The sequence below is a fragment of the Sandaracinaceae bacterium genome (assembly GCA_020633055.1).
Taxonomy (GTDB): Bacteria; Myxococcota_A; Polyangia; order Polyangiales; family Houyiibacteriaceae; genus JADJJE01.
In genome coordinates, this window is the sequence record JACKEJ010000004.1 from 894,943 (window position 1) to 909,929 (window position 14,987).

11 protein-coding genes are annotated in these 14,987 nt (G+C 71.9%); 5 read left to right on the forward strand and 6 right to left on the reverse strand.

Annotated elements, in window-relative coordinates:
* Positions 1–22 precede the first annotated feature (22 nt).
* Positions 23–1,693, forward strand: coding sequence for a hypothetical protein (locus H6726_03635; protein ID MCB9656718.1), 1,671 nt, complete (start codon positions 23–25; stop codon positions 1,691–1,693).
* 22 nt (positions 1,694–1,715) lie between these two features.
* On the opposite strand, the gene H6726_03640 is transcribed toward H6726_03635, so the two are convergent.
* Both H6726_03640 and H6726_03645 read right to left on the reverse strand, forming a co-directional pair.
* Positions 1,716–3,170, reverse strand: a complete 1,455-nt coding sequence (locus tag H6726_03640) for a glycosyltransferase (GenBank protein ID MCB9656719.1) — start codon at positions 3,168–3,170, stop codon at positions 1,716–1,718.
* 272 nt (positions 3,171–3,442) lie between these two features.
* Positions 3,443–5,911, reverse strand: a complete 2,469-nt coding sequence (locus tag H6726_03645) for an MMPL family transporter (protein ID MCB9656720.1) — start codon at positions 5,909–5,911, stop codon at positions 3,443–3,445.
* A 186-nt stretch (positions 5,912–6,097) separates the two neighbouring features.
* Between H6726_03645 and H6726_03650 the strand changes: the two genes are divergently transcribed.
* The 3 genes from H6726_03650 to H6726_03660 are packed head-to-tail and all read left to right on the forward strand — an operon-like array spanning position 6,098 to position 9,825.
* Positions 6,098–7,603 (forward strand): lipopolysaccharide biosynthesis protein, encoded by a 1,506-nt coding sequence (locus H6726_03650; protein MCB9656721.1) that lies wholly within the window; start codon positions 6,098–6,100, stop codon positions 7,601–7,603.
* Positions 7,600–8,832, forward strand: a complete 1,233-nt coding sequence (locus H6726_03655; protein ID MCB9656722.1) for a glycosyltransferase — start codon at positions 7,600–7,602, stop codon at positions 8,830–8,832. Before H6726_03650 ends, H6726_03655 begins: the two co-directional genes overlap by 4 nt.
* Positions 8,833–9,825: a hypothetical protein gene (locus H6726_03660; GenBank protein MCB9656723.1), complete on the forward strand. Its 993-nt coding sequence runs from the start codon at positions 8,833–8,835 to the stop codon at positions 9,823–9,825.
* 110 nt (positions 9,826–9,935) lie between these two features.
* Here the strand turns inward: H6726_03660 and H6726_03665 are convergent, their stop codons facing one another.
* Both H6726_03665 and H6726_03670 read right to left on the reverse strand, forming a co-directional pair.
* Positions 9,936–11,366 carry a UDP-glucose/GDP-mannose dehydrogenase family protein gene (locus H6726_03665; GenBank protein MCB9656724.1) on the reverse strand — a complete coding sequence of 477 codons (1,431 nt, stop codon included), beginning with the start codon at positions 11,364–11,366 and terminating at the stop codon, positions 9,936–9,938.
* Between the two features lie 99 nt (positions 11,367–11,465).
* Positions 11,466–11,684 (reverse strand): hypothetical protein, encoded by a 219-nt coding sequence (locus H6726_03670; GenBank protein MCB9656725.1) that lies wholly within the window; start codon positions 11,682–11,684, stop codon positions 11,466–11,468.
* A gap of 145 nt (positions 11,685–11,829) precedes the next feature.
* On the opposite strand from H6726_03670, the gene H6726_03675 reads away from it, so the two are divergent.
* The gene (locus H6726_03675) at positions 11,830–13,917 is read left to right on the forward strand and encodes a phospholipase C, phosphocholine-specific (protein ID MCB9656726.1); all 2,088 of its coding nucleotides are present in this window, start codon (positions 11,830–11,832) and stop codon (positions 13,915–13,917) included.
* Positions 13,918–13,982: 65 nt separating this feature from the next.
* On the opposite strand, the gene H6726_03680 is transcribed toward H6726_03675, so the two are convergent.
* Both H6726_03680 and H6726_03685 read right to left on the reverse strand, forming a co-directional pair.
* Complete coding sequence (locus H6726_03680) at positions 13,983–14,336, reverse strand: hypothetical protein (GenBank protein ID MCB9656727.1); 354 nt, start codon at positions 14,334–14,336, stop codon at positions 13,983–13,985.
* A 223-nt stretch (positions 14,337–14,559) separates the two neighbouring features.
* Positions 14,560–14,973 carry a hypothetical protein gene (locus tag H6726_03685; GenBank protein MCB9656728.1) on the reverse strand — a complete coding sequence of 138 codons (414 nt, stop codon included), beginning with the start codon at positions 14,971–14,973 and terminating at the stop codon, positions 14,560–14,562.
* Between the last annotated feature and the right edge of the window lie 14 nt (positions 14,974–14,987).

Consider the following 14,987-nt stretch of genomic DNA (forward strand, 5'->3'; position numbering starts at 1 on the left):
ACGGTTCCGGACGGACGTGGCGATGGGGGTGCTGCTCGCGTGGGGGGTGTGCGCGCTGCTCTACCTCGACGTCGCCGCACGGCTCGAAGCAGGCGCGTCCGATGGACTCGCTGCGTGGCTACGCGCCGCCACGCGCGGCGGTGTGATCTCGCCCCTGGACGCATGGGCATCTGCCATGCGTCGGCTCGCCTGCGCGGTCACCCTCGTGTCGCTGCCTTTCGTGTTTCCCGCCATGTGGCGAGACCGGCGCGCCCTCGCCGCCCGCGTGGTCGGCGAGTCCACGAAAGAGACGGTGGCGTTCCTGCGGATCGTCGTCGCCACGATCCTGCTGGTGACGACCTTCGTGGAGGACCTGCCGAGCGTCGCGCGGCTACCCGCTTCGGCGGCGCGCCCGAAAGGCGTGATGCTGCTCGTGCTCGGCATTCCAGGCGTCGCCGACGCGGCACGCAGCCCTGCCGTGCTGCAAGGGCTCGTATGGGGCACGCGGGGCCTGCTGGGGCTTTCCCTCTTGGGCTTCGGCGGGCGTCGCGTGGTCCTGGCTGCGGCGGTCTCGACGTTCGTCTTCGGTGGCCTGCTGCGCACGTACGCCAACGCGTTCCACGCGGGCTTGCTGCCCATCTGGCTGCTGCTCGTGTTGGCCTGCTTCCGCTGCACGGACGCATGGTCACTCGACGCATGGCAGAGCGGCCCGCCACAGGGGGCGTCCTCGGGAGAGTGCCGCGCACACTACGGATGGGCGCGCTACACCTTCTTCGGTGTGCTGTCGTTGGCCTACGTGGCCGCTGGCGCGAGCAAGCTGTTCAATGGGGGGCCGCTGTGGTGGGAGCCCGACAACCTGCGGGTGATCCTCGCCATGGACGCGCTGAACCCCATGGAGCTCCCCTTCCGCGTGGGGCTGCCCATGGCGACGGGGCCGGCTTGGCCGCTCGCGCTGCTGGGCCTCGCTGCCGTCGGCACCGAGCTCGGCATGCTCGGGATGCTGTTCTCACAGCGCGCGCGCTGGGTCATGCCGGCGGCGATGCTCGCCACCCACGTGGGCATCGCCGTGATGCAGAACGTGCTGTTCGCAGACTTGATCCTCGTCTTGGGCCTGTACTACGCGCAGGTGCTGACGGACCGCTGCTCGCCATGCGCCAGCACGTTCCTGCGACGCCGCACGGCCCCCGACGTCGAGTCGCCCGACGGGTCTGCGGACGGCCACGTGATCACACTTGGTGCGCCGTCAGGCAGCGCGCGAGACACGCGACCGTTCATGGCGTTCGCCTCGGTCTTCCTCGTGGCCAACCTGGCGGGTGTCGAGTTCTACCCGCTCACCGGGATGCAGATGTACTCGCGCCGCAACCACGACGGCGTGGTGCGCTACAACCGCATCGTGACCGTCGACGACCGTGGCCGTGAGCGCGAAGCCCTCCCGCAGCAGTGGGTGCGCGCCCTGCGCGACTCCCGCTACCGCTTCCACCTGCACCGCTGCTTCGGCGAAGGTGACGACGGCTTGGCGTGCGACGACTTCATGCGCGGCTTCGCGCATCACCTGGAGACCACCGGGACGCCGGACGCGAACCATGTGGTCGCGCTCGAGGTGCAGGAGTGGCGCTGGTCGATCCGCGACCACCGCGACGACCCCGACCATGGCGCGGTGTCCTCGCGCGTGCGCATCCCGATCGTGGGCCGCCGCGTCGCACACGCCCCGTAGGCCAGCGAACAGGATCGTGCTCTCACAGGTCCCAGGCTGGCGTCTGGGCTTTGGCCCGGTTGAGCTGCACGGGCGGACGCAGCAGGCCGAGCGCGAAGGACACGCCGTGCAGGGCCGTCCAGCTCGCGAGGGTCGCGGAGCTCGCCGCACGCGGGAAGCGTCCCTCGCGCTGCGCGTCCCGGTGGAGGCGCGCACTCTCGAACGCGTCGTAGTAGCGGGCGACGCACGCGTCGGGGTCGCTCCGTCGCAGCGCGTTGTCGCGCGCGAGCGCCCCCATGCGTGCACGTGACGCGCGATCGCCAAGCAGCTGCAGCACCCGGCTGCCGAACGCCAGCCCTCCGTCGCGCTCGTCCGAGCCTGGGTCCACGAGGTACCCGTCGACACCGTTGGTCACCTGTCCGCTCACCCCCATCTGATCGGCGAACGCCACCACCGGGAGCCCGGCGTGCAGCGCCTCGCCGATCACCTGCCCGTAGGTCTCGGAGAGCGACGTGTACACGAACACGTCGGCGTGGGCGTACCAGCGCGGCATCTCGGCCAGCGGACGTTCGCCTGCGAAGAACACGCGATCAGCGAGCCCGAGCGCGGCCGCGTGACGGACGAAGGTGTCATGGTCCGGACCATCGCCCACGAGCGTGAGCGTGACGTCGCGGTGCCCAGGCAGGATGTCGCGCGCGAAGATCGAGAGCAGCTGCTCCATGTTCTTCTCGCGAACGTGCCGGCACACCACGAGCAAGCGGCTGCCACGGACCGTTCGTTCGTCGAACGGGTCGGCACCACCGCGTCCGTCGAAGATGCGCTTCTCGATGGCCCTGGGGATGACGTGGATCGGCACCTCGACGCCCCGCTGCTCCCAGTAGCGCTTGAGGCCTGGGCTGAGCACCACCAGCCCGTCGCCGCGGTTGTACGTCTCGGCGGTGGTGCGCTCCACCCACGGGACGATCCGCTCACGGAAGAGCTCGTGCACCCACGCGCGCTCGTTCAGCCAGTCGGGTAGCACCACGTTGTACACGCTGGGCAGGTGGACGGTGTTCACCGCGACGAGCGGCACCTGGTGCGCCTGTCGCAGCCACACGCCCGCCTTCAGGAGTGCGCTGCACGTCTGGGCCAGGAAGACGTCGAAGTTGGCCGCGCCCAGGGCGCGCAACGGCCCGCGCGAAGGCAGCGCCAGGTGCACCCCGGGATGGGTGCGCAGCGGCACGGACGCCAGGCACAGGTGACGCGGCGGCATCGCGCCGACGGCCGGACCGTTCGCGCCCCGCTCCTCCGGGCCGACGATGGTCACCTCGTGCCCGTTCTGCTCGAGCGCGCGGTAGAGAAACTGCGACGCGAACGACGAGCCGTTGGCGTAGGGGATGCGCACGTAGTCGTTGGCGATGGCGACGCGGCGCAGCCAGCTGGGGGGCGTCGCCCGTGACTCGGTGGCGCCGCCGATGGGGCTCGGGCGAGAGAGCTGGGCTACGTGAGGGAGAGTCATGGGGCTTCCGATCTCGGTGACGGTCTCTGGGCGACGCGCGTTCGAGGCGCCGTCGCTCGGCGCGAGAGCAGGCAATACCCGTACCCGGGAGCGACTGTGTGGAGCGCGCTCATCAAACGTGTAACGCATCGATTCACACGCCTTCATTTGTGACACTACAGCGTCGTATTCAACGCACGACGTTGGCGTCATTCAAAATCGTTGCGGCGCGTCATGGACGCCCGTCGTCAAACTGTGAACATCGGGCACACGAGCGTGCGCCCGGGGCACACTCATGTGAACCGGCGGCCCACCCAGCGCGTGTTCAGCACGGCCGGCAGCCACACCAGGTTCACGACCGACGCGAGCCCGACGGCGAGCGCCCCGACCAACCCGAGCGACGCCACGCCGGGGTGCGTGCTGGTCGCCAGGCTCCCGAACGCCGAGAGGGTCGTGACGGTCGAACCCAGGATGGCGCCGCGGCTGACCCGCAGCGCGCGCTCCTGCTCCGGACCGCTCCCCTCACCCGCACGCGCCCACACCACGTACACCGCTCCGTCCACCGCGATGCCGAAGGCCGCCGGGAGGATGACCATGTTGTAGAGGTTGAGGGAGAGCCCACACAGAGCCAACACACCCCCTGTGACGGCGCTCGTCACCGCGACGGCGAGCAGCACGAGCGCGAGGCGCCCCAGGCTCCTCGAGAGCGCGAAGGTCGAGGCGCTCAACCCCAGCAGCGCGAGCAACACGACCCACGGTGCGTCGTGGTAGAGCGCGGGCAGCACCTCGCCGAGCAACGCCGGCGGTGAGGCCAGCGCGACGGACGGGTGCTCACCGCGCACCTCGGCCAGCACCTGGCTGAGCTGCATCATGGCGCGCGCGTCGGAGCCGCTGGCGCGCACGATCACGAGCGCGATGTGCCCGAGCCGTCCCTGCGCGTCTACCAGCGCGTCCCGCACGAACGGCGGAAGGTCCGCGGGCCCGATGGGCTCATGCACGGCGAACAGCGGGCGCAGCTGGTCGACCTGCGCGCGCAGCTCGGGATCGAGCGCCTCGGGGAGGTCGAGCAGCTGCTCGTGGACACGCGCGATGGCCGAGAGGCGCCGTGGCTGCTCGTCCGACGCGAGGGCGGCCGCCGTCAAGACCAGCGCCTCGCCGACCCGCGCGTCGTCCGCGTCCGCGAGGACACCCACGCGCTGCGCGATGGCGAGCGCGGCCGCGCGGACCTGCGCGGGGTCCTCCCCGTAGAGCTGCACCTCGACGCCCTGTGTGCCATGCAGCGCGCCACGCGCGTCGAGGCCGTGCGCGATGCCCTCGGGCTGTAGGCGACGAAAGTCCTCCTGCACGGTCACCCGCGTGGCCAAGGCTCCCAGCACACACGCCCCCAGGAGGCCGACCCCGGCGACCACGAGCGGGAGCCGTCGACCGGGGCGAGGGGGCACATCCAGCGGGCGCGGCCCATCGGCTCGGGGGGACGGGGCTCGCTCGGGACGGAGCCTCTCGAGCGCCGACACGAGCGGCGGGAACCACAGCAGGTTCGCCACCCAGGCGGCCACCACGCCGGCCCCTGCCACCCAGCCCATCTGAGCGAAGCCCGGGAACGCCGCGAAGGTGAGCGCGAAGAACGCCACGGCGGTGCTCAACGCGGCCACCCCGAGCGAGTTGCCGAGCGCGTCGAGCGTGTGTGCGACGGCATGCGCGGCGGGTAGTCCCTCGGCGCGCGCAGCCCGGTAGTGCGCCGCGAGGTGAATGCCGAAGTCCACGCCGACCCCCATCAAGATGGCGAAGCTGAACGACGCGATGAGGTTGAGTGGCTGGCCGACGGCGGCGACGAGGGCGAGGGTGACGGCGCCGGCAGCGAGCACGGGGGTGAGGATCACGAGCGCCCAACGCGGCGAGCGAAACTGCACCAGCAACACGAGCGCCACCAGCGCCCCGCTCAGCCACGAGATGCGCTGCAGGTCGGCCTCCGCCACGCGCTTGTTCATGGCCGCGTTCCGCACCGGTCCGCTCACCACGACGCGCATGTCCGGCGCGCCCACGCGGGCCACGGCCTCGGCGCCGAGCGCCTCGGCGCGCCGGAGGACGTCTTCGGCCACCGTGACGTCGCGGGCCTCGCCGCGCAGCGACGCCTCCACGGCGCACACGTCACCGTCGTCGTTGCACAGCGCGCCCACGTCCACGTCGTCTGCCGTTCCGGTGCTTGTCCCGAGGGTCGTCACGGGCTCCCGCAGCAGGCGGCCGAGGTTGGCGAGGTCGGGCTGCGCGGCCAGCCGGGCGCGCACGTCGTCGAGATCGAGGTCCGGCGGCCGGTCGTCCAGCTGGACACAACCAGGCATGCGCTCGCACTGCTCCCACGCCACGATCCCCTCGAGCTGGTCGGCCCACCCCTCGAGCTCCGACGCAGGCACGATGAGCAGCTGCTTGGCGCGCAGGCGTTCGGCGCCGCGGCGCGCTTCGGCCCAGCGTACGTCGGGCCAGCGCACGAGCTCGTCCGCGAGCCAGCCCGCCACGCGCCGGTTCGCGGCCGGATCGGGCGAGGTCACCAGCAGCTGCAGGGGGGTGCCCGTGGTCCCCCGCTGCTCGAGCGCGGAGAGGTCGCGCATCGCCTCGCTGTCCGGGGGCAGCAGCGCCAGCAGGCGCGTGTCGAACGCGACGGTGGAGGCCCCCCACACGGCCAGCGCGCTCACGACCGCGAGGCACAGCAGGACCACCACGGGGGCCGTCTCACAGCGCGCGAGGTATCGACGACAGAGCGGCATCGGCGCGTACATAGCAAGACACAGTCCCGCTTCCATCTTGGGTGAATGTCGAATTGATGGCGCGTGACGACGATGCGTCGACCATCGTGACAGCGCGGCGTCTCAGTAGCACTACCGTGGCGTTTGCAAGCGGGTGGTCACGCGCCCGTCGCGCGGCACGCGTCGTGCTAGGAGGCGAGGGTCGTCATGCCCCACAGCGGTGTCCACGAACTGCCGACGGAGCGCTCCGTCACGCACGACAGCGACCTGCGGCGTGGCGCGCTCGCGAACCTGCTGGGCTTCGCAGTACGCGCGGGGCACCCGCTGTTGCTGGCGCTCACCACGCACCTCTACGGCGCCGGGCGCTGGGGTCTGTTCGTGGCAGCCCAAGCCGGTGTGATGCTCGCCGTACGCGTGGCGCTGCTGGGGTTCGACAAGGGGCTCCTCTACTGGTTGCCGCAGCGAGACCGCGCGGGGGCGCGCAGTGGTCTCGCTGGGATCGCAGCGGTCGCCGGCAGCTCCGCCCTGCTGCTCACGCTCCTCGCGGCCCTCGCGGCCGGGCCGCTGGCGGACTCGCGCGGGCTCCCCGAGGCTCGCCTCCCTTGGTCCTTGATGGCGCTCGGCATCTTGCCCCAGGCGGTGGGTGACTTCTTCGCGTACGCGAGCGTGGCGCGCCGCCGGCCCGAGGTGCTCGTGCTGGTGCGCGAAGTGGTGCTCCCGTTCAGCCTCGTCGGGGCGGCCATCGCGCTGCACGCGCTCGGCCTCGAAGAGCTGGGGCTGGCCTGGGCGTTCCTCGCGTCGCAGTGCCTGGGCGCCGTGGCGGCTGCGGTCGCCTACTGGCGCTGCGTCGGCCGCTTCGACGAGGGCGACCGCCAGCGTGAGCTCAGCTCCGGGTTCGTGCGGTATGCGCTGCCGCTCGGGGCGGCGGAGACGCTCAACGTGCTGCTCTTCCGACTGGACGCCCTGGTGCTGGCCGCGCTGGTGGACCCCGCCCTCGTCGGCGTGTACGGGGTGGTCACCCAGTTCGGCAACACCGTGCGCGGCGCGCGCGCGTCGTTCGAGCCCGTGGTGCACGCGGTCGCGGCGGACATGGCCACCGCCCCACGCGGTGAGCGCGTCCGCGAGGGCTTCGGGTTGGCCAGCAGCCTGGTGTTCGCGACCCAGCTCCCGCTCGCGTTCGCGGCGGTGATGCTCGCGCCGCTCGTGCTGCCCTGGTTCGGCCCCGGCTTCGAGCGTGGTCAGACGGCCGTGGTGATTGCCTGTGTCGGGTGGACGTTGAACGGCCTGCTCGGGCTCGCCGGACCCGTGGTGAGCGGCTTCGGGGGTAGCCGCGTGACCCTCCTCGTCGGGCTCGCCACGCTCGGCGTCCTGGGCGCGCTGCTGGGCGTGCTCGTGCCGCCCTACGGCGTGGACGGCGCTGCGCTCGCCGTCGCGCTCGCGTTCGTGCTGCAAGGACTCCTCCAATGCGCGGCGATGCGCGCGTTGACCGGGAGCTGGGGCCTGTCCGAGGCGATGCTTCCGCTGCTCACGCGTGGGGCCACCGCGACGGCAGCGGCGCTCCTCACCCTCGCGCTGCTCGAGGGTGAAGCCCCCCACCCCGCCGCGCGCGCGTGCGCCACCGCGGTGTTCGCGCTGTTCTTTCTCCCGGCCGCGCTGCGTGTCTATCGGCGTCCGAAGCCGGTCGACAGCCGCGCCATCGAGGTACCCGCATGAAGGTCTTGGATGTGAACGAGTTCTTCGCCGACCGCGGCGGGGGCGTCCGTACGTACGTACACCGCAAGCTCGAAGCCGGCGCCGCGCGCGGCGTGTCGGTGGTGGTGGTGGCCCCCGGTCCGGAGGACCGCGTGGAGCAACGCTACGGAGGCAAGGTGGTGTGGGTGAGGAGCCCCACCATGCCGCTGGACTCGCGCTACCACGTGCTCGCGCGAGAGCGCGCCGTGCACGCCGTCATCGCGCAGGAGCGCCCAGACGTGATCGAAGGCTCGAGCCCGTGGTCGGGAGGCTGGTTCGCGGCGCGCGCGCCCGGTCGCGCCCCACGCGTGCTGGTCTTCCACCAAGACGCCGTGGCGGTGTACGGGCACAGCCTGCTCGACGGCGCGCTGCGACCCGACACCGTGGACCGCGCTGCGCTCCCCTACTGGCGCTACCTGCGGCAGCTGTCGAGGCACTTCGACCGCACCGTGGTGAGCGGCGCGTGGCTGGCGCAGCGGCTCGCGCGCTTCGGGGTGCACGCGCCGACCACGGTGCGCTTCGGCGTGGACCGGCAGCGCTTCGCCCAAGCCCAGGCGTCTACTACGCGACGCGCCGACCTGCTGGCGCGCTGTGGGCTCTCCCCGCGGGCGACGCTGCTGCTGGCGGTGAGCCGCCTGCATCCGGAGAAGCGCGTCGGCACCCTGATGGACGCGGTCGGGCACCTGCAGGGTTCACCCGTGTTCCCGCACGGCGTGGGGCTCGCCATCGTGGGGGACGGCCCGCTCGCGCCGTACTACCGCCGGCGCGCCGCCGCGACCGCGGGCGTGCACCTGGTGGGCTTCGTGGACGAGCCCGGTGCGCTGCCGGAGATGATGGCCAGCGCCGACGCGTTCGTGCACGGCTCGTCGGCCGAGACGTACGGTTTGGTGGTGGGCGAGGCGCTGGCGGCGGGGCTGCCCCTGGTGGTGCCGGACGCGGGCGGCGCGGCCGAGCTCGCGGGTGCGGAGTACGCGGAGCGCTATCGCGCAGGCGACGCAGCGGGTTGCGCGGACGCCATCGAGCGCCTCGGCGCGCGGGACCCCGTGCGCATGCGCGCCGCCGCGAGGCGCGCGGGTCAGACGCAGGTGCTGGACGCCGCCGGTCACTTCGACGAGCTGTTCAGCACGTACGAGGCGCTCGCGGGCGCGAGACGACCCGACCTCGCGCCGCCCCTGACGCTGGCGGCCGCGCGTGCGACGAGGGCGGGCTGAGTGCCACACGACGTCGCCTGGTTCGTGCATGGGCGTGGCCGCGGTCACGCGGCGCGCGCGCTCCACTGCGTGCCGCACCTGAGGGGCGCGGGCGTGCGCGTCCACGTCCACGCCGGCCGCGAGGCGCGCGAGATGCTCCGGGTTCTGCAGAACTGCGAGGCGATGGACACGTGCGGTCCCGGGCCGCGCTTGCTGCGCCGCTTCGCGACCCGGGTCGCGCGCGACGTGGCCGTGCTCAGACGCACCCGACCTCGGCTGGTGGTCTGTGACGGTGATGGCCCCTCGCTGCACGCTGCAGCAGCCCTCGGCATCCCCACCGTGTCGGTGGGACACGGCTCGCTCTATGCCACCTGTCGGCTGCCTGCGACGCTCCCACCCGCGCGACGGACGCGCGAAGCGCTCAACGCTGCCAGCTCGTCGTGGTGCGCGACGCGGCGCGTCGTCGTGCACTTCGCGCCAGCGGTACCGTTCGTGCCCCGCACCGCCGTGGCGCGCCCGGACCTGCCCGTGTGGCTCGACGGAACCCCCACGAACGATGGGTACGTGCTCGCGTACTTCCGCGATGGCGACGGGCGTCCCTGGCTCGAGCACCTGGTCGCGCGCGGCGAGCGCGTGGTGCTGTTCGGAGACGCACGGCACGCCCCACGTGGCGTCGAGGTGCGTCGCCCGCACGCCGAGGACTTCGCAACGCATCTGCTGCGCTGCCGCGCCGTCATCTCTTCGGCGGGGAACCACCTCCCGGCCGAGTGCGGCATGCTCGGCAAGCCGTTGCTGGCCACGTACGCCCGTGGTGACGCGGAGCACCGCATGAACGCCACTTTGATCGAGGAGGCAGGGATCGGCGTGGCAGCGCCCGTAGAACGCGCCGACCCGCAGCGGGTGGCCGCGTGGCTGGACGGTCCGCCCCGCGTACCCGACGTCCACGCGCGCATCCGCGCCATGGAGCCCGCGTCGCGCGTGCTGACGCGCACCGCGCTCGAGCTGCTGGTGTAGAGGGCTGCGGTCGAGCAGGCGACGCGAGCCCTACGCAACACGCGCGCCGCGAGCCACGCGTGGCGCCCATCGCGCGTCGTGCCGGGTGACGCGCTCGAACGCTGCGGGCGTTACAGCACGTCGGCGGAGCCGGCGCGGAGGTCAAGCTCCGTGCGCCGCACGGGTTGCACCAGCCGCGGCACGGACGGCCGGACGCGTCCGTCGACCATGGGAGTCCACGACTCTCGCTGCCCCGCGCGGCCCACGCCGATGCCCTCGTACTCGAAGCCCAACGCGCTCAGGTCGTAGCTCGACCACACGTTGCGTCCATCGACGATGAGGGGACGCGCCATGCGCTGCCGCATCAGGTCGAAGTCGGGGTTCTGATACTCGCGCCACTCGGTGTGGAGCGCGAGCGCGTCTGCGCCGTTCAGCGCGTCGTAGGGCGACTGCACCAGCTCGACGCGGTCACGACGCAGCCGTCGGAACTCGTCGAGAGCCTTGGGGTCGTGCGCCACGATGTGCGCCCCCTCGCTGAGGAGCACGTCGATGGTGGTGAGCGCGGGAGCCTCGCGCGTGTCGTCCGTCTCGGGCTTGAAGGCCAGGCCCCACACGGCGATGCGCCGCCCCCGCAGGTCGCCGCCGAAGCGCGCGCGCAGCTTGGCGGCGATGACCGTCTTCTGGCGCTCGTTCACGCGGTGCGTCGCGTCGGCCAGCTCCATCGACACGCCGAAGTCGCGGCCCGCGACGCTGAGCGCCTGCACGTCCTTGGGGAAGCACGAGCCGCCGTAGCCCGCTCCGGCGTGCAGGAACTTGTCCCCGATGCGGCTGTCGGCGCCCACCGCCTGGCGCACGTCGTGGATGTCCGCGCCGGCCGCGTCGGCCAGCAGCGCCACCTCGTTCATGAACGAGATGCGCATCGCCAGCATGGTGTTCGAGACGTACTTGGTGAGCTCGGCGGAGGCCGGCGTCATCCACAACAGGCGGCTGCCCGACAGACAGTACGGGTGGTACAGGCGCTCCATGAGCGCGATCACGCCGCGGTCGTCTCCGGCGTAGCCCACCACGATTCGCTCCGGTCGCAGGAAGTCCGCGAGGGCCGCGCCCTCTTTCAAGAACTCCGGGTTGCTGACCACGTGCACCGGGTGCGTCGCGTGCTGGACGATGCGACGCACCCGCTCGTTGGTGCCCACGGGCACGGTGCTCTTCAACACCAGCACGACGCTCTTGCGCGCGTACTGCGCCACCGTCTCGGCCGCGGCGTCGACGTGGCGCATGTCCGCCCCTCCGTCGCGCCGCCCAGGCGTACCGACCGTGAGAAAGACCACATCGGCCCCCAGCACCGCAGCGGCGGTGTCGATCGAGAACGTGAGGCGCCCAGAGGAGAGGTTGGCGCGCACCATCGACTCGAGCCCAGGCTCGTAGATGGGCACCTCCCCACGGGCGAGCGAAGCGACCTTCGCCGCGTCGCGATCCACGCAGGCCACGGTGTTGCCAGCTTCGGCCAAGCAAGCCCCTGTGACCAGTCCCACGTATCCAGAGCCAATGACGGTGACGTGCATGCGGTACCTCGGCGCGAGTCACGGCTCGCTCAGTACCGGCTTGTAGAGCGCAGACACGACGACGACGTGGACGTTCGGCAACGTTCCCGCGTCGCGCGTTCAGACGCCCATGCGCACGAGGGCCACCCAGCCGACGATGACGAGCACGCCCACCAGCGCCATCGTGAGCGGGTCACTCACCAGCCACGGAAACGTCATCAGCACGGCACCCGCGAGCATGTGTGGGAAGCGCGCCATGCGGCGCCCATAGACGAAGCCCACGAAGCCGATCGCACCGAAGACGAAGGAGATCAGCATGGACGTGGGATCGAAGGACATCGCACGGGGGAAACACCGCAGGCGCGCACCTCATTCCACGTCACGCAGATGCCGTCTTCGTGCACGTTCGGTCGCACGCCAAGAGCAGTCGTTGCCCACGTGAGCGAGTCGGTTGATATAGGGTGCGCGACCCACGGAGACCCGCATGCCCACCCTCGGACGTCGACACTTCCTGCGCCTCACCGGACTCACCGCCACGGGCCTCGCGCTGCCCGGCTGCATCACGAAGGCCCTCGAGATCCCCGCCCACAGCTGCTCGCGCTCGCTGATGGACGTGGAGCACGTGGTCATTCTGCTGCAGGAGAACCGCGCCTTCGATCACTACTTCGGGACCATGGCCGGTGTGCGCGGCTTCGGGGACCGCTTCACCGCGCCCGTCGCCGACGCCCCTTCGCTGTGGCACCAGCGCGACGGAGACGGGAACGTCGTGCTCCCATACCACCTGGACGAGACCGCCGGGAACGCGCAGCGGGTCGAGGGCACGCCCCACAGCTTCGTGGACGCGCAGCTGGCCTGGAACCACGGGCGCTACGGGCGCTGGGCGTCGTGGAAGTCGGAGCGCGCGATGGGCTACTACACGCAGCAGGAGCTGCCGTTCCAGTTCGCGCTGGCCGAGGCCTTCACGCTCTGCGACGCGTATTTCTGCGGGATGCACGCGGGCACCAACCCGAACCGGCTGGTCGCCTTCACCGGCACCAACGACCCCACGGGCGAGCAAGGGGGTCCTGCGGTCGACAACTCGCACGACACGCTGGGCGACCCGGCCGAGGGCTACACGTGGACCACCTACGCCGAGCGCCTCCAGGACGCCGGGGTGTCCTGGAAGGTCTACCAGGACATGGCGGACAACTTCACGGACAACCCGCTGGTCGGCTTCCAGAGCTTTCGAACAGCAGAGCGGGACGACCCGAGCTCGCCGCTCGCCCGCCTGGGCGTCTCCACCACGCTGACCAACGACGACCTCGAGGGGCTCCGCGCGGACGTGCTGGCGGGGCAGCTGCCGAGCGTGTCGTGGATCATCGGCCCGGCGGAGTACTCGGAGCACCCGGGCCCCTCGTGCCCGGCGCAGGGCGCGGTGTACGTGCAGCAGGTGCTGGAGGCGCTCACGGCCGATCCCGAGACGTGGAGCAAGACGGTGCTGCTCGTGACGTTCGACGAGAACGACGGCTTCTTCGACCACGTGCCGCCGCCCTGCGCGCCCTCCGCGCGGCGCGATGGCACCGTGATGGGCGCGAGCACCGTGGACGACAGCGCCGAGCGCCACGAAGCGGCGGCGGTGATCTTCGGCGGCGCGCCTCCCTATGGCCCGGGTCCGCGCGTGCCCATGTGGGTGGTGTCGCCCTTCAGCCGCGGGGGCTGGGTGTGCTCCGAGAACCTGGACCACACGTCCATCCTGCGCTTCCTCGAGGCGCGCTTCGGGGTGGAAGAGCCCAACATCAGCGCGTTCCGGCGCGCGTTCTCGGGCGACCTGTGCAGCGCGTTCGACTTCGAGAACCCCAACGACGACGCCGTGCCGCCGCTCGCAGGCTACACGCGCGCCGAGGCTTCGCAGCTGCGGGATTCGCAGGAGCTGCTGGATCCCGTCCCCGCACCCACCGGCGCGGCGGGTGCGATGCCGCGCCAAGCGCAGGGGACCCGCCCGTCGCGCGCGCTGCCGTATGCCCTGTACGTCGATGCCGAGGTGGGCGCCGAGCCCCAGGGCGTGCAACTCGACTTCCTGAACCATGGTCGTGTGGGTGCGGTGTTCCACGTCTACGACCATCTGCACCTCGAAGACATCCCGCGCCGCTACGCGGTCGGCTCCGGCGACGCGCTCTCGGACACCATCCCCGTGACCGATCCGGGTGGAGCCTACGAGCTGACCATCCTCGGCCCCAACGGCTTCTTCCGCTGGCTGCGCGGCGCGGCGAGCGCCACCTCGGAGACGCAGGGACTGGAGGTCGAGGCGCGCTACCGTGGGCAGACGGAGACGCTGGAGCTGACGCTACACAACCGCAGCGAGCGCGCGCAGACGTGCTTGGTGAGCGCCCGCGCATACACGGACCCCAGCCCCGTGCGCGTCGAGGTCCGGGCACGCGGCCAGCAGACGCTGCGGCTCGACGTTTCGGCGGCGGGGCGCTGGTACGACTACGAGGTCACCGTGGCAGACGACGCGACGTTCGCGCGACGGGTCGCCGGACGCATCGAGAACGGCCTGCCCAGCATCAGCGACCCCGCCTTCGGCACGACGTGAGCGCGCGCCATCCCTCCCCACGTGCGCGGCTCGCTGGCGGCGCACGTGGGGCGATGATCTGGCCGCTACGAGCCGGAAGTGAACGCCCCGTAGGCGACCACCGCGAGCAGCAGCGCCGCCATCACCAGCAGCGGCCACAAGGCGTTGAGCTCGGATGACGGCGCGCTGACGCGCGGGGCGTCGGAGGCATCGGTCGTGGGCGCGAGCGGTTCGAGCCCGTCACGGTCACGATCACCCGTCGCGCCGGCTGGTGTGGCGGGCGAGACCGGGGGAGCGCCGCCGGGCTCCGATGGAACCGACTCGGCGCGATGCACGACGGCCGCCTCGTGCGGAACGGGCTGGGACTGCGCGCTGCGTGTCGCGGAGCCGCGCGACGGTGGGGACGGAGCCTTGGATACTCGGCTCTTGGACTTGGACATGTTGGACCTCGGACAGCGGCTCGACGTCGGAGACGCTGCGGAATGGAGTGAGAGGGGGTGGTTGGGCACGACGAGGTCGGGCCTCGGACGAGGCCACCTCCGGGTCACGCGGCTCGACGAAGCGAGCGCGTCAGAACCACAGCGGGCGCCGCCCAGGGAACGCACGACGGACGTGCCGCGCGCGAACGAGACGAGGAGACCTCGCGGCCCTGGGTTGCGCGTCTCAGGCGCGCGCTGCGGCCGCGGGTTCGAGTCGACCCCGTTGGCGACCGGGACGAGCGCGCTCGAGCGCGCGTCGTAGGTCCACGGGGCGCGCGGCGACCGTGGCCATGCGCGAGGGGACGCGCGCATCGACGGGGCCGTGACAGGAGCTTCGCAGAGTCCGTGGGCCGCGCTGCGGCGTGCGCACGACCGTGGTCCCACGTTCGTCCGCGTCTGCCGAGGCGTCGCGCGATGGCCGCACATCGAGGCTGACGCGCTCGCTCTCGATGACCCGTGCGCCCTGCTGCGGTGGCGCGCTGACCGTACTGATGCTGCGGATGTCGGGCGCCTGCAGCCCGTGCGGAGGCGCACCGAGCAGGCCGTACACGGCGGCGGCCACCCAACACGACAACGCGACGACACACGCCCGGATCACGGCCGTGACTCTAC